General features: G+C 73.0%; 14 protein-coding genes. 10 read left to right on the plus strand and 4 right to left on the minus strand.

Annotated elements, in window-relative coordinates; genetic code table 11:
• The first annotated feature begins 389 nt into the window (after positions 1-389).
• The 3 genes from ASE20_RS09595 to ASE20_RS09605 all read left to right on the plus strand — a co-directional run bounded on the left by ASE20_RS09595 (position 390) and on the right by ASE20_RS09605 (position 7,316).
• Positions 390-800 (plus strand): cupin domain-containing protein, encoded by a 411-nt coding sequence (locus ASE20_RS09595; RefSeq protein WP_056894326.1) that lies wholly within the window; start codon positions 390-392, stop codon positions 798-800.
• A 67-nt stretch (positions 801-867) separates the two neighbouring features.
• Positions 868-4,116, plus strand: a complete 3,249-nt coding sequence (locus ASE20_RS09600; protein ID WP_082612293.1) for an ATP-dependent helicase — start codon at positions 868-870, stop codon at positions 4,114-4,116.
• On the plus strand, positions 4,113-7,316 hold the full coding sequence (locus tag ASE20_RS09605; RefSeq protein WP_056894327.1) for an ATP-dependent helicase: 3,204 nt from the start codon (positions 4,113-4,115) through the stop codon (positions 7,314-7,316). Before ASE20_RS09600 ends, ASE20_RS09605 begins: the two co-directional genes overlap by 4 nt.
• Here ASE20_RS09605 and ASE20_RS09610 read toward each other — a convergent pair.
• A complete protein-coding gene (locus tag ASE20_RS09610; protein WP_056894328.1) occupies positions 7,297-7,800 on the minus strand; it encodes an OsmC family protein in 504 nt (167 codons plus the stop codon). The two genes, ASE20_RS09605 and ASE20_RS09610, sit on opposite strands and share 20 nt — an antisense overlap.
• A gap of 54 nt (positions 7,801-7,854) precedes the next feature.
• On the opposite strand from ASE20_RS09610, the gene nudC reads away from it, so the two are divergent.
• Positions 7,855-8,766 (plus strand): NAD(+) diphosphatase, encoded by a 912-nt coding sequence (nudC, locus tag ASE20_RS09615; RefSeq protein ID WP_056894329.1) that lies wholly within the window; start codon positions 7,855-7,857, stop codon positions 8,764-8,766.
• A gap of 12 nt (positions 8,767-8,778) precedes the next feature.
• Here the strand turns inward: nudC and ASE20_RS09620 are convergent, their stop codons facing one another.
• On the minus strand, positions 8,779-9,033 hold the full coding sequence (locus tag ASE20_RS09620; RefSeq protein ID WP_082612294.1) for a mycoredoxin: 255 nt from the start codon (positions 9,031-9,033) through the stop codon (positions 8,779-8,781).
• A 193-nt stretch (positions 9,034-9,226) separates the two neighbouring features.
• Between ASE20_RS09620 and ASE20_RS09625 the strand changes: the two genes are divergently transcribed.
• From ASE20_RS09625 to ASE20_RS25150, 5 genes are all read left to right on the plus strand, one after another.
• Entirely contained in the window at positions 9,227-11,308 is a 2,082-nt protein-coding gene (locus ASE20_RS09625) for an ATP-dependent DNA helicase UvrD2 (RefSeq protein ID WP_056894422.1), read from the plus strand.
• A gap of 125 nt (positions 11,309-11,433) precedes the next feature.
• Positions 11,434-11,721, plus strand: a complete 288-nt coding sequence (locus ASE20_RS09630) for a hypothetical protein (protein ID WP_056894330.1) — start codon at positions 11,434-11,436, stop codon at positions 11,719-11,721.
• A gap of 152 nt (positions 11,722-11,873) precedes the next feature.
• Complete coding sequence (locus ASE20_RS09635; RefSeq protein WP_056894331.1) at positions 11,874-12,149, plus strand: WhiB family transcriptional regulator; 276 nt, start codon at positions 11,874-11,876, stop codon at positions 12,147-12,149.
• A 66-nt stretch (positions 12,150-12,215) separates the two neighbouring features.
• Positions 12,216-12,383, plus strand: coding sequence for a hypothetical protein (locus ASE20_RS25145; RefSeq protein WP_164483668.1), 168 nt, complete (start codon positions 12,216-12,218; stop codon positions 12,381-12,383).
• Between the two features lie 223 nt (positions 12,384-12,606).
• Positions 12,607-12,771 (plus strand): hypothetical protein, encoded by a 165-nt coding sequence (locus ASE20_RS25150; RefSeq protein ID WP_164483669.1) that lies wholly within the window; start codon positions 12,607-12,609, stop codon positions 12,769-12,771.
• A gap of 7 nt (positions 12,772-12,778) precedes the next feature.
• On the opposite strand, the gene ASE20_RS09640 is transcribed toward ASE20_RS25150, so the two are convergent.
• Positions 12,779-13,663 carry a hypothetical protein gene (locus ASE20_RS09640; RefSeq protein WP_056894332.1) on the minus strand — a complete coding sequence of 295 codons (885 nt, stop codon included), beginning with the start codon at positions 13,661-13,663 and terminating at the stop codon, positions 12,779-12,781.
• 133 nt (positions 13,664-13,796) lie between these two features.
• Positions 13,797-13,955 (minus strand): DUF5679 domain-containing protein, encoded by a 159-nt coding sequence (locus ASE20_RS25155; protein ID WP_164483670.1) that lies wholly within the window; start codon positions 13,953-13,955, stop codon positions 13,797-13,799.
• A gap of 139 nt (positions 13,956-14,094) precedes the next feature.
• Between ASE20_RS25155 and ASE20_RS09645 the strand changes: the two genes are divergently transcribed.
• Positions 14,095-14,916, plus strand: a complete 822-nt coding sequence (locus tag ASE20_RS09645; protein ID WP_056894333.1) for an enoyl-CoA hydratase/isomerase family protein — start codon at positions 14,095-14,097, stop codon at positions 14,914-14,916.
• Positions 14,917-15,154 lie beyond the last annotated feature (238 nt).

The following is a 15,154-nucleotide window of genomic DNA, read 5'->3' on the forward strand; positions in this document are numbered from 1 at the left end:
ATGAGTCACAAGGGCCCTTCGGGGTGACCAGTACTGGTGACGCTCCCGGTCCACCCGCCCGCTGCTCGGATCCCACGCGCCTCGTCACCCGGCTCGTGCGGCCGGCGTCCCGAAGGGCCGCCTCGACCTCGCCCTGAAGGGCTCCGTCATGGCCGTCTGGATCCTCGCCTTCCGGCGGATCCCGCTCTCCCGGAGGAGTGCGTGGGAGAAGTTCTACGCCCGTCGCTCCCGTGCTGACAAGGGCTTTTCGCCAGGTTTTTCGGGGGTTTCCGCTCATCCACCGATCGTCGGCGTGTCGTCCACAAGTCCACCGTCGCTCGTCCACAGGACCGAGCGGGTTCTCCCCAGGTTGTAGGTCAGCCTGTGGAGGACGGCGGCAGACTGGGGGCATGGACCGACCGCCTCTCGCCGTACGCCACGACCTCGCTCCGCATCCCGAGGGTGGGTGGTACCGGCAGACGTGGGCGGCGCCGACGACGGTGACGCTCCCGGACGGGCGGGTGCGGCCGACGGCGACGCTGATCCACTTCCTGCTGCCGGCGGGCGAGTCGTCGGCGTGGCACCGGGTGCGCTCGGACGAGATCTGGCTCGCGCACCTGGGGACGGTGACCGTCGAGCTCGGGGGCGACGGTCCGGCGCCGGACCCGGCTGCCGCGAGGCAGGTCGTCGTCGGGGCGGACGAGCCGCAGGGACGGGTGCCGGCCGGCGTGTGGCAGCGGACGCTGGTCGCGGAGACCGATGCCCTGGTCAGCTGCCTGGTGTCGCCGGGCTTCGACTTCGAGGATTTCGAGCTCGCGTGAAGACAGGCTGAGTGCACGCCCCGACCGGCCGGTGGTTGTGTCGGGCGGGGGTGGTTGAGTGGCGCCCGTGGAGCAGGAGACCGGACACCCGACGTACGTCCTCAAGGCGGGACGAGCGCCCGGTCCTGCCCCGGAGCTGGACGAGCACCAGCGTCGCGTCGTCGAGCACGAGGGCGGCCCGCTGCTGGTGCTGGCCGGTCCGGGCACCGGCAAGACGACCACCCTCGTCGAGGCCGTCGTTGACCGCGTCGAGCGGCGCGGCGCGCGCCCCGACCAGGTGCTGGCGCTGACCTTCTCGCGCAAGGCGGCCGACCAGCTGCGCGACCGGGTCAGTGCGCGGCTCGGGCGCACGACCGGTCACCAGCTCAGCTCGACCTTCCACTCCTTCGCCTACGCGCTGGTGCGCAAGTACGCCCCGGCCGAGCTCTACGAAGCGCCGCTGCGGCTGCTGTCCGCGCCGGAGCAGGACGTGGTGCTCCGTGAGCTGTTGGCCGACCACCCCGAGTCGGTGACCTGGCCCGACCGGTTCCGGCAGGCGACGCAGACCCGCGGCTTCGCTCGCGAGGTGCACGCCGTGCTGGGCCGCGCGCGGGAGAAAGGCATGGACGGCGAGGAGCTGCGGGCGCTGGGGGAGGCCGAGGGCATCGACGAGTTCGTCGCCGCCGGGCTCTTCCTCGAGCAGTACCTCGACTCGCTCGACAGCCTCGGCGCCACCGACTACGCCGACCTGATCCGGCGGGCCCGCATCGAGGCCGAGGTCCACCGCGCCGAGCTCCGCGAGCGCTTCCGGCACGTCTTCGTGGACGAGTACCAGGACACCGACCCCGGGCAGGTCGCGCTGCTGCGCGCGATCGCCGGCGACGGGCGCGACCTGGTGGCCGTGGGAGACCCGCACCAGTCGATCTACGCGTTCCGTGGTGCCGAGGTCCGCGGGATCCTGGAGTTCCCGACGCAGTTCCCCCGCAGCGACGGGACTCCGGCCGACGTCGTGGCGCTGCGGACGACGCGGCGCTTCGGCCCGCGGATCCTGATCGCCTCGCAGCGGGTGGCCGGCCGGATCGGCCTTCCGGGCACGATCCCCGAAGCGGCCCGCGAGTCCTTCCTGGCGCCGCAGTGTGCGCCGGGTCCGCACGGCGACGGCAAGGTCGAGGTGCTCACCTACGACACCGACCGCGCCGAGGCCGACCACCTCGCCGACATCCTGCGACGTGCCCACCTCGAGGACGGTGTCGGCTGGGACGAGATGGCGGTGCTGGTGCGCTCCGGTCGGGCGAGCATCGGTCCGCTGCGGCGTGCGCTCGGCGCGGCCGGGGTGCCGGTCGAGGTGGCCAGCGACGAGGTCCCGCTCGTCCGCGACCCGGCGGTGCTGCCGCTCCTCGAGGCGATGCGGGCCGTCGTCAACCTCGACAACACCGACCACACCGACGTCGGGTACGTCGACCCCGGGCGCGCCGAGGCGCTGCTCACCGGGCCGCTGGGCGGACTCGACGCGGGCGACGTGCGTCGGCTCGCGCGCCAGCTGCGGGCCCGCGAGAAGGACGCCTGCCAGGAGACCGGCGGCACGCCGCGGAGCTCGCGCGAGCTGGTCCGGCTCGCGGTCGTCGACGCGACCCACCTCGAGGGTCTGTCCGGGACCGAGGCCGACCGCGCCCGAGGGGTGGCGCAGCTCCTGGCCGGCGCGCGGACCGCTGCCGACGGCGGGGCGAGCGCCGAGGAGCTGCTCTGGACCCTGTGGTCCGGCACGGCCTGGCCGCAGCGACTGCGGCGATCGGTCGAGGCAGGAGGCGGCGCGGCGCGCCGTGCCCACCGCGACCTCGACGCGATCTGTGCCCTGTTCGACCTCGCCGCGCGGGTGGGCGAGAAGCGCGAGCACCTCGCGGTGGTGCCCTTCCTCGCGAGCCTGGTCCAGCAGGAGATCCCGGCCGACACCCTCGCTGACCGCGGCGCTCGGGGTGCAGCCGTGCGGCTGCTGACCGCGCACCGGAGCAAGGGCCTGGAGTGGCGACTGGTGGTGGTGGCCCACGTCCAGGACGGCGGCTGGCCCGACCTGCGCCGGCGCGCGAGCCTCCTGCAGGCCGACCGGATCGGGCCGGGTGTCGTGGTGCCGGCGGTGACGCCGCGCGAGCTGCTGGCCGAGGAGCGTCGCCTGTTCTACGTCGCCTGCACGCGTGCGCAGGAGCGGCTCGTCGTGACCGCCGTTGCCTCGCCGGACGACGACGGCGAGCAGCCGTCGCGCTTCCTGGAGGAGCTGGTGCCCGACCGCGACCACATCGTCGCGGTGTCGGGCCGACCGCCCCGGCCGCTCTCCCTGGCGGGTCTCGTCGCGGAGCTGCGTCGTACCGTCGCGGACCCGGAGGCTCCCGAGGCACTCCGCACGGCCGCGGCGCGGCGGCTCTCCCGGCTCTCCGGCGAGCGAGCCGGCCGCCGGCAGCTGATTCCGGCGGCCGACCCCGCGAGCTGGTGGGGCACGCGTGCGGCCAGCCGGTCCGAGGAGCCGATCCGCGAGCTCGACAAGCCGGTGCCGATCTCTGCGACCGTGCTCGACGCGATCGCGGCCTGCCCCACCCGCTGGTTCCTCGAGCGCGAGGCCGGCGGCGTGGCCCGCTCGCACCAGTCGGCCAACCTCGGCCAGCTCGTGCACGCCCTCGCCGAGCGGGTGGCCGACGGCAGCGTCGACGGCCGGCTCGACATCCTGATGGGCGAGGTCGACCACGTGTGGGACCGCCTCGACTTCCGGACGCCGTGGTCGAAGGACCGCGAGTACAAGCGCGTCCGCGCCGCCCTCGCCCGGTTCCTCACCTGGCACGAGCGCAACCCGCGGCGGCTGATCGCCACGGAGGCGCGCTTCGCGACCGTGGTGACGATGGACGACGGCACACCCGTGCGCATCAACGGGTACGCCGACCGCGTCGAGGTCGACGGCGACGGACGCGTCGTCGTGGTCGATCTCAAGACCGGCCGCGGGAAGCCGAGCGGTCCTGCGGTGCGCGACCACGTCCAGCTCGCGCTCTACCAGTACGCCGTGGACGCCGGCGCCCTCGACGACCCCGAGGCCGGCCTCACCGGACTGACCAGCGGGGGAGCCGAGCTGATCCAGCTCGGCCTCGAGGACGGCTCGGTCGATGCCACCCGTCAGGAGCAGGACCCGCACGCCGACGACGGTCCCGAGCGCGCGGCGTTGCGCAGCCGGATCACCCAGGTCGCCCACCTGTTGCGGGAGGAGACCTTCCCCGCGGTGGCCGGCGACCACTGCCGCGACTGCGGCTTCGTGCCCCTCTGCCCCGTCAAGAGCCCCGGATCGGTGGTCGAGCGATGAACCAGGCGATCAACACCCCCGAGGACCTGCAGCGGCTGATGAAGGCGGAGTTCCCGCCCAGCCCCGAGCAGTGGACCGCGATCACGGCGCCGCTGTCGCCGGTGGTCGTGATCGCGGGCGCCGGGTCCGGCAAGACGACGCTCATGGCGGCTCGGGTGGTCCACCTGGTGCTCACCGGGCAGGTGCGGCCCGAGGAGATCCTCGGCCTGACCTTCACGACGAAGGCAGCGGCCGAGCTGCGCCAGCGGGTCCGTGCGGCGCTGACCGCGGCCGGCGTGCTCGACCTCAAGCCGGCGGTCGACGGTGAGGAGGTCCTCGAGCCGACCGTCGCGACCTACAACGCCTACGCCGCCGGGCTGCTCACCGACCACGGCCTGCGGATCGGCCACGAGCCCGACACCCGGGTGATCACCGACGCCGCGCGCTACCAGCTCGGTGCGCGCGCGGTCGACCGCTACGACGGCGCCGTCGAGAAGCTGTCCGACCACCCGCCGACCGTGATCCAGAACCTGCTCGCGCTCGACGGATCCATGAGCGAGCACCTGGTCGGACCCGACGACGTGCTCGCGTTCGACGCCGCGGAACGCAAGTCCTTCGAGCGGGCCGTCGCCGAGGAGCAGGCCGGCAAGAACCGCAAGACCTACGTCGAGGCGAGCCAGAAGGCGATCGACGTGATCGACCGCCGGGCCGAGCTGATGGGCCTCGTGGCGTCGTACCGGAACCTGAAGGCGGACCTGGGCCTGATGGACTTCAGCGACCAGATCGCGCTGGCGGCGCGGCTCGCGGTCGCGCAGCCCGAGGTCGGCCGGCTGGAGCGCGAGCGGTTCAAGGTCGTGCTGCTCGACGAGTACCAGGACACGTCGGTCGCCCAGGCGACCCTGCTCGCCCGGCTGTTCGGGGAGGGCCACGCGGTGATGGCCGTGGGCGACCCGAACCAGGCGATCTACGGCTGGCGGGGTGCCTCGGTCTCCAACATCATCAACTTCCCCGAGGTCTTCCCGGCAGCCGGCGGAGCGGCCGTTCCAGTGCTGCCGCTGACCGTCAACCGCCGCTCCGACACCCGCATCCTCGACGTGGCCAACACGCTCGCGCAGCCGCTCATGGCCACGTACGGCGACAAGGTCGCCGTCCTCCGGCACGGCTCGAGCAAGCCGGGATCCGTGCGGGTCAAGGTGTTCGACACCCACCTCGACGAGCTCGCCTGGCTGGCCGGCGAGGTGCAGGCCACCCACGACGCCGGGACGCCCTGGGCCAAGATCGCCGTGCTCAGCCGCGACAACCAGCACGGCGAGGCCGTGTTCGACGCGCTCACCGGGGCCGACATCCCGGTCGAGATCGTGGGCCTGTCCGGCCTGGTGCGGCTGCCGGAGATCGCGACCGTGGTGGCGACGCTCAAGCTCGTCCAGGACGTGACCGACAACGAGTCGCTGCTCAGCCTGCTGGCCGGACCGCGGTGGGCCATCGGGCCGCGCGACCTGCGCCTGCTGGGCCTGCGGGCCTTCGAGCTCGCCGGTCGTGGTGGGCGTGATGACGCCGCGGCGACCGTCCACGACCAGCTCGTCGCCATCGCCGACGGCATCGACCCGGCCGAGATCCCGTGCCTCGACGACGCCCTCGCCGACCCGGGCACGGCGCCGTACTCCCCGGAGGCGCTGGAGCGCTTCGCCCTGCTGCGCGACGAGCTGCGCCTGCTGCGGTCGGCGGTGGGTGAGCCGCTGCTCGACCTGGTCCGGCGCATCGTCGACGTCACGGGCGTCGACGTCGAGCTGGCGTCGTCGATGAGCAAGGCCGCCGCAGCCCGGCGCGAGAACCTCGACCTCTTCGTCAAGGCGGTCGCCGACTTCCAGGCCGTCGACGGCGATGTGACGCTTCCTGCCCTGATCGCGTGGTTGACGGCCGAGGACGAGGCCGGCAACGGGCTCGAGGTCGCGACGCCGTCGGGTGCTGACTCAGTCAAGCTGCTGACGGTCCACCGCTCGAAGGGCCTCGAGTGGGCCACGGTCTTCTGCGTGGGCGTCGGCGAGGGGCGGTTCCCCAGCACCCAGGGCCGGTCGTTGTGGTGCTCCTCGCCCAGCGTGCTGCCCGCCCCGCTGCGGGGTGACGCCGACGACCTGCCGCAGCTCGCCGGCCACGACAAGGCTGCGCTGGACGCCTACCGCGCGGACACACGCGCGCACGAGGCCGAGGAGGAGCTGCGCCTGGGCTACGTCGCCTTCACCCGTCCGGAGCACGACCTGTGGGTCACGTCCTTCCTGTGGGGGACGCGCAAGAGCCCCTACGGACCGTCGTCCTTCCAGGTGGCGATCCGCGAGCTGTGCGACGGCTGGGGGGAGCCGGTCGACTGGCTCGACAAGCCCGAGAAGGGCGCCGCCAACCCGTTCGACGCGGTCGACCCGTCGCGGCCGTGGCCGGTCGAGGGCGTGGGAGCCGAGACCGCCCGCCGGCTCGAGGCCGCCCTGCGGGTACGTGCGGCCGACCCTGCGGCCGGCGACGACGACCTCGCCCTCGACCTCGTCGAAGCGGCTCGGGTCGCGGACTGGGACGCGGAGATCGAGCGGCTGCTCGCCGAGGCCCGGTCCGACCGGTCCCAGCGGGTGGAGGTGCCGCTGCCGTCGTCCCTGTCGGCGACCGCGCTGGGCCGCCTGCGCGACGACCCCGAGTCGTTCGCGCGCGACCTGGCCCGGCCGATGCCGCGCCAGCCCGCGCCCGCCGCCCGGTTCGGCACGCGCTTCCACGCGTGGGTCGAGACCCGGTTCGGGCAGCAGGGGCTGTTCGAGCCCGACGAGCTCGAGGGTCGCGGCGATGCCGGCATCGACGACGACAGCGACCTCCAGGAGCTGATCACGCAGTTCGAGGCGGGCCCGTTCGGGTCGCGCGAGCCGACGGGCGTCGAGACGCCCTTCGCGCTGGTGCTGACCGGACCGAGTGGCGCCCGGCAGGTCGTGCGCGGACGGATCGACGCGGTCTACACCGAGGACGACGGCTCGTTCCTGGTGGTGGACTGGAAGACCAACCGTCGCCAGGACGCCGACCCGCTCCAGCTGGCGCTCTACCGACTCGCGTGGGCCGAGCTGCACGACGTACCGCTCGACCGGGTGCGTGCGGCCTTCCACTACGTGCGGACCGGCGACCTCGTCGTCCACGACGACCTGCCCGACCGGGCCGGCATCGAGGCGCTGCTCAGCGACGGACCACGCTGATCCGGGGCGGTACAGCGAGCGACCGGCCGACCACGCAGTACCGCTCCGTCGCCGTCGCGAGCCGGTCCAGGGCGGCGTCGTCGGCATCGGTGTCGAGGGTGACCGTCACGACCACGTCCTGCACGCCGACCGGTGCGGCACGGTCGACACCGAGCGTGCCGCGGGCGTCCCACCAGCCGTCGGCGCGCAGCGCGGCCGACCGGACCTCGATGCCCATGGCCGTCGCGACGGCGCGCAGGGTCACGCCGGCGCAGCCCAGCAACGCCTGCAGCAGCAGGTCCGCCGAGCACGCGTCCTGACCGTCGCCGCCGGCCGCGAGGTGGAGGCCGGCGCGGACCGGGCCGGCGAAGCCGTCGATGGTGGCGGTGACCTCGGGATCGCGGTAGTCGCCGGTCGCCCCGGTGGGGATCCGCGCCGTCGCCGGGTCGGTGCGGTAGCGGTCCTTGAGCGGTGCCTGTGCGGAGCGGAGCGTGCTGGCGTCCATGGCTCACGGTAGCGCCGCGGGCCGAGGGGTGGGGGGCGCGACTAGGCTCGCTGCGTGACGTTTCCGCACCTCTCGCTCGTCGCCGATCCCCACGACCGGCGCGGGTTGCTCCGGACCGACGAGGATTGGTTGCAGCAACGCTGGGAGGATCCGGCGAGCCGGGTCCTCGTGATCGCCGGGACCCTGGTGCGGCCCGGACCCGACGGCCTGGAGTGGGTGCCGTCGGCGGACGCGCCGGACGGCGTACGGCTGCTCCTCGGCGACCGCGACGGCACGACCTGGTGGGCGGTGGTCATCGACGGCGCCCTCGCCAGGACCGAGCCGGAGCGCTGGCTGCCGCTGCGTGGCCTGCTGCCGTACCTCGGCGGCGACGCCGCCGCGCAGGCACCGCTGGTGTTCCACGCGATCGGTCTGGCGGAGTGGTTGTGGGCGCACCGGTTCTGCCCGCGCTGCGGCGGCGCCCTGACGCCGCGGGCCGCCGGCCACGAGCTGGTGTGCACCGACTGCGGCAAGCCGCAGTTCCCGCGGTCGGACCCGGCCGTGATCATGCTCATCTCGGCGGGGGAGCCGGGGTCTGCGGAGGAGCGCTGCCTGCTCGGGCGCGGCGCCACCTGGCCGCAGGGCAGGTTCAGCACGCTCGCCGGGTTCTGCGAGCCGGGGGAGACGCTCGAGGACGCCGTGCGCCGCGAGGTGCTCGAGGAGACCGGCGTGGCCGTCGGCGAGGTGACCTACTTCGGCAACCAGCCGTGGCCGTTGCCCTCGAGCCTGATGCTCGGGTTCCACGGCCGCGCCGTCTCGGAGGACATCGTCCTCGACGACGCGGACGTCGAGGAGGCGCAGTGGTTCACGCGCGAGCAGATGCGTGCCGGCGCCGAGGAGGGCTCCCTGGTGCTCCCCGGGGGCGTGTCCATCAGCCGCTCGCTGATCGAGCACTGGTACGGCGGGACGCTCCCCGGCAGCTGGTGAGGACCGCGCCGCTCAGGCGCTGAGCTGCTCCAGTTTGGCCTTGACCTGCACGACGCTCGGGTTCGTCTGCGCCGTGCCGTCGCTGTAGACCAGCGTGGGCACGGTCTGGTTGCCGTTGTTGGCGGACTCGACGATGGCCGCGGCCTCGGGCTGCTGCTCGATGTCGACGACGTCGTAGGCGATGCCCTCACGGTCCAGCTGGCTCTTCAGCCGGTGGCAGTAGCCACACCACGGAGTGGTGTACATGACGAACCGTGCGTCGGACATCGGACGACCTCACTTGTCGAAAACTGGTTGACGTGGCTCCAACGTACCCACCGCGACCCGCATTCCCCCCAACGCCGCAGCGCGGGGCGAAGCCTGTCCACAAGCCACGGGGAGACCCTGCGGATGTGTCGCTGCCCCCGTCTAGGGTCGGTACGTCCTGCTTGACCGACCCGTGAAGGAGCCGTGGCACCCGATGGCCGACGCCGACTCGATCGAACGGCTCCTGTCCGCGCTCGACCCCGAGCAGCGGCAGGTGGCGGAGACGCTGCGGGGACCGGTGCGGGTGCTGGCCGGTGCCGGCACGGGCAAGACCCGCGCGATCACGCACCGCATCGCCCACGGTGTGCTCGCGGGCGTCTACGCCCCGACCGAGGTGCTGGCCGTGACCTTCACGACGCGCGCGGCTGGTGAGCTGCGTCAGCGGTTGCGCCAGCTCGGCGCGCCGGGGGTGCAGGCACGGACCTTCCACAGCGCCGCCCTGCGTCAGCTGCGCTACTTCTGGCCCCACGTGCACGGCACCGAGCTGCCCGAGCTGACCGAGTCCAAGCTCGGCATGATGGCGGCGGCCTGCCGCGCGATCGGCGTGCGCACCGACCAGGCGCTGCTGCGCGACCTCGCCTCCGAGATCGAGTGGGCCAAGGTCAGCAACGTCGGTCCCGACGACTACGCCCGGCTCGCGCCCGGCAAGGGCCGGGCCGTCGCCGACCAGACGCCGGAGACCGTCGCGCGGGTGTTCGCCTCCTACGAGGACGTCAAGCGCGCCCAGGGCCGGATGGACATGGAGGACGTGCTGCTGCTGACGGCCGGCGTGCTCGCGACCGACGAGCGGGTCGCGGCGCAGGTGCGCCGGCAGTACAAGTGGTTCGTCGTCGACGAGTTCCAGGACGTCTCGCCGCTGCAGTCGGCGCTGCTCGACCTGTGGCTCGGAGGACGCGACGAGCTGTGCGTCGTCGGCGACCCGGCGCAGACGATCTACTCCTTCGCGGGCGCCGACGCGGGCTACCTCCGCGACTTCCCGAAGCGCTACCCCGGCACGACGTCGATCGAGCTGGTGCGCAACTACCGCTCGACGCCGCAGGTGGTCGGCGACGCCAACCGGCTCCTGGCCGGCACGGCGAGCGCGGGCGTCGAGCTCCGCTCCCAGCACGCCGCGGGCTCCGCGGTGCGCTACGTCGGCGAGCCCGACGAGGTCGCCGAGGCGCGCACCGTGGCCGACCGGATCGCCCGGCTGCACCGCGCCGGCACGCCCTACGGCGAGATGGCCGTGCTCTTCCGGATCAACGCCCAGTCCGAGACCTTCGAGGACGCGCTCACCGACCGCGCCATCCCCTACGTCATCCGGGGCGCGGCCCGCTTCTTCGAGCGCCGCGAGGTGCGGGAGGCGGTGACCCGGCTGCGCGGCGCAGCCCGCTCCGGGGAGGCCGACGGCCACCCGTGGGTGACGGTCGTGCGCGACGTGCTCAGCGGGATGGGGTGGACGACCGAGCCTCCGACGGCCCGCGGCCAGGCCCGCGACCGCTGGGAGTCCTTCCAGGCGCTCGTCGACCAGGCCGAGGACTTCGCGACCGAGCGGGGCATCGAGGCCTCGGTCGGCACCTTCGTCGACGACCTCGACCGCCGTGCCGCCGAGCAGCACGCCCCGACGGCCGACGGTGTCACCCTGGCGACCTTCCACGCCGCCAAGGGGTTGGAGTGGGACGCCGTGTTCTGCTGCGGCGTGCAGGACGGCACGGTGCCGATCACCTATGCCAGCCAGGAGGGTGCGCCTCCGGGGGCGGTCGAGGAGGAGCGCCGGCTGCTCTACGTCGGCATGACCCGCGCCCGCAAGGAGCTGATGGTCTCGTGGGCGGCGGCCCGCAACCCGGGCCAGGCACCACGCCGTCAGCCCTCGCGCTTCCTCGTCCCGATGCTGCCTGCGTCCCAACAGCCGCAGGCGACCCGGGGGCGCACGAAGGTCGCCCGCTGCCGCGACTGCCTCCAGCCGCTGAGCTCTGCCGCGGAGAAGAAGCGGGGGCGCTGCGCGCACCACCCCGTCCGCTACGACGAGGCGCTCTTCGACCGACTCAAGGCATGGCGCCTCGAGACCGCCAAGGAGGCGGGGGAGGACGGCAAGCCGCTGCCGGCGTACGTCGTGTTCACCGACGCCACGCTCGAGCTGATCGCCGAGCAGAAGCCCACCTCGATCAAGGCGCTGGCGAAGGTCAACGGGGTCGGTCCGAACAAGATCGAGCGGTACGGCGAGGCGGTCCTCGCGCTGGTTTCAGAAAAACCTTGAAAAAACCGCAATAAATGATTTGCGTCGCCTGATACGCGGCCGTTACGGTCGTCAGGCAATCAACCGCTGCGCATCACAGCCCTGGCAAGGCTGGCGCCATTCACGCACCTGAGGAGGTGGCCCCCATGGAGAACATCACGATGATCCCGCTGACCGACGTCAACGTCTGGCAGATCTCGCTGAGCCCGCTCGACTGCGCCACCTCTGCTCTCGCGACCCTCGAGGTCCAGGGCATTGCCGTGCGTCCGGCCGTCCCGGCGTCTGCCGCCTTTGCACCCTTCGCCGCTGGCGAGGCTGCTGTGGCCAATGACGTGACGCCCGTCAAGCGGGAGCGCGCCCTCACCGGCATGGGACACCGCGGCATCACGTCCGCCTACGTCCCGGGTTCACCAGCCTGGAGTCATCCGAACTGACCAACATCAGCTCGGCAGCCTCCAGGCCGCGGAACCCGAAAGACCGGGATCCGCGGCCTTTGTGTTTCTCAGGACCTGAGAACCGCGAAGTCGCAGATCCCTCAAGGAAACCGACCAACGCGATCAGGTCATTGAAGAGGAGGTGAAAGCAGATGACGACCAGTGTTCTCGAGCCGACGCTGGACGAGCTGCTGCCGTGCCGGCTGAACGACGCGGAGCTGTGGTTCGCCGAGTCCCCGTCGGACGTCGAGTCCGCCAAGGCGCTGTGCCAGGCGTGCCCGGTGCAGGAGATGTGCCTGTCCGGCGCCCTCGACCGGCGCGAGCCGTGGGGCGTGTGGGGTGGCGAGCTGTTCCTGGCCGGCGTGGTGATCCCGCGCAAGCGGCCCCGGGGCCGGCCGCGCAAGGACGCCACCGTGACCGCGGCCTAGGAAACGACTGCTCCACCCATCGATCACCGAGTGATCAACCAGACCAGACGACCAAAGGAATTCACGATGTACAACATGCTGAACGAAGACATGGCGCGCGCGCAGATGGCCGCGCGCCTGGGAGAGGCGCAGCAGCTGCGCGATGCCACCCGCGTGGCTCGCGCCCGCCGCTTGAGCCGCAAGGCCGAGCGTGCTGCGCAGCAGGCTCGTCTCGCCCTCGCTCGCGCTCTCTGACCCAGACCGGGTCCCCCTGCCACGGGACCCTGCCTGACAGCGAGACAGAACGTCCTGGAGGACCTCCTCTGGGAGCACCTGATCGCGGGTGACAAGAAGGGGCCGGAACCGACCACCGTCGGGTCCGGCCCCTTCGCAACTTTTCGGTCACGACCCAGCCACGACCCAGCCACGACCCAGCCACGAAGGCCCGGCGGGCGCTCGTGGCTCCTACGCTGGGCCCATGCCCGTGTCCTGTGACTTCTGCGGTCGCCGCGCCGACGGTGAGGAGCCGCCGGTGACGTGGACGACGGCGTTCGAGCGTGGCCGGGTTCGCCGCTACTGCGACGAGTGCTCGCGGGCCCACCTGCGGTCGATGGAGGCCAAGCTCGACAGCGAGTGGTGGTAGCCCGGCGTCAGCCGAACAGCGTGGCCGCGTCGTCCCAGGCGCAGCCGCAGTCGGGGTGCCGGCCCCACCGAACCCGGTCCGGGCCGAGTGCGGGGCCGACGTCGTACGTCGTGGACCACGTGCTGGGCAGGTCGCCCTCGACGAAGCGGGTCAGGTCGCGCACCGCCCAGGCGAGGACGAGCAGGTCGAGCACCGGGTCGACCGGCGGCGGCGTCTCGGCGGCCGCCCGGGCCGCCTGGGCGACCAGGAGGGGTCGACGGGCGTCGTGGAGCGCCTCGTGGGCGTCCACGCAGCGCAGGCAGGCCGTGCGGCCCGGGTCCACGAACGGGCCGAGTCGGCGCCCGCCGGCCGCCCCGCTGACCACGAGGTGGGGCAGCGAGGCCCGGACCAGCGGGTCGAGACGCTCCCTGTCGACGGGGCCGTTGCCGACGACGAGGTGGACGGTGGCGTCCTCCACGTCCGGGCCCGCCGTACGCCGCAGGCCGGCGCGCTCCAGGAGCGGGCCGAGCACGGGCTCGGCCGCGGGAGCGGCCCGCACGGCGACCACGGCGCGGGCGCGCGCCGCGCGGCGTCGTACCGCGTCGGGGCCGAACTGGGCGCGCAGCAGCACGTCGGCGGGGTCGGCCACGCCCTCCCCGTCCGGTACGACGACCACGAGCCCTGCTGCGCGCAGCCGCTCGAGCAGCCCCGCGGACTCCGGGTCGAGCTCGTCCAGCGGCTCCGTGACGCCACGGCCGGCGCCCAACGCGCTCAGCAGGCTGCGGACGGCCGGTTCGTCCGGGACCCGGACGCCGGGCTCGTCGAGGCCGACCTGGAGCACGCCGGGGGAGCGGGCCAGGACAGGGGTACCGGGGCGAAGGGTGAGGCGACGCTTCCCGAGGGCGGACGGCATGACAGCAGCGTGGCACCGGGCGCGATCAAGCGGGTCGGCTCATCCACAGACGTGGTCGTCGGCGAAAAAGTGCCGCGGGCGGCACCACCGGTGGGTGGTACCGCCCGCGACGAATCGGTCTAAGGCCGAGAAATCAGGCCTTGCCGAGGATGCGGTTGAGGTTCGTGCCGCACTCGGGGCAGACGGCCTTGGCCATCCGGGTGCCCTTCTCGTTGACCTTGACCTCGCCCGTGGCCTCACGCTTGGCCTTGCACTTCACGCAGTAGAACTCGCCGCTCCAGGTCTCCGCCATGACGGCCTCCTTGCCATGTTTCATCGTTGGTCGTCGCGACGGGGGTCTTTGGGGGAAGCCCGTCGGGGTCCGGAGTCCGACTCCAGAACCGCCCCGACCCTACGCCACGCCGCCCAGCAGGCGCAGTAGCGTGCCCCGCATGTCTGAAACGGCTCTGAATTCACCTCGACCGCCGGAACTGACCCATCTGCGTCTCGAGCGGCCCTCGGAGGGGGTCGCGCTGCTCGTGCTGGACCAGCCGGACCTGCGCAACGCGATGAGCGACGAGATGACCGCGTCGTGGGTCGCGGCGGTCGACCACCTGGCCGCGGACCCCTCCGTCCGGGCCGTCGTGGTGACGGGCGAGGGCAAGGCCTTCTGCTCGGGCGGCAACCTGTCGTGGCTGGCCTCGGAGCCGGACGCGACGGTCGACGACCTGCGCAACCGGATGCTGCCTTTCTACCGGGCCTGGCTGTCGATCCGGCGCCTGGAGGTCCCGACGATCGCCGCCATCAACGGCGCGGCGATCGGGGCGGGGCTGTGCATGGCGCTGGCCTGTGACATCCGGTACGCCGCGCGCGGAGCCCGGATGGGCGTGCCGTTCACGAAGCTGGGGATCCACCCGGGCATGGCCGGCACCTACCTGCTGCCCGACACGGTCGGCCCCGCGGCGGCACGGGACCTGTTCCTGACCGGACGTCTGGTCGACGCCGAGGAGGCGCTCGGGCTGGGCCTGGTGTCGCGGGTGATGGAGCCTGCCGACTTCCGCGCGCAGGCGCTGGCGGTCGCCGCCGACATCGCCGGAGCCGCGCCGATCGCGACGAAGCTGACCAAGCGGGCGCTGCAGCGCGGGCACGCGAGCATCGAGACGGCGCTCGAGTGGGAGGGCCTGGCCCAGCCGGTCACCCTGGCCACCGAGGACCTGCTCGAGGGCATCCGTGCGGCGCAGGAGAAGCGGCCGCCGGTCTTCCGTGGGCGCTGAGCGCGCACCGGGAGCCGCAGACGTGGCGAGGCCCCCGGTTCGCAGGACCCCTCGCTTGCCTTCCCCTTGCGAGCGAGGGACTGCGGCCCGGGGGCCTCGTCGAAGCAGACGCTAGGGAGGCGTGGCGACTCCGGTCAATCCAGCGCCGGGGGAGCCTGTGGACGACGCTGTGGACACAGCTGTGGATGAACGGCGTCAGCGGTGGATGGTGGGGGAGGATCGGTGAGTTCGGTGTGGA

This window comes from Nocardioides sp. Root240 (assembly GCF_001428825.1).
GTDB lineage: Bacteria > Actinomycetota > Actinomycetes > Propionibacteriales > Nocardioidaceae > Nocardioides.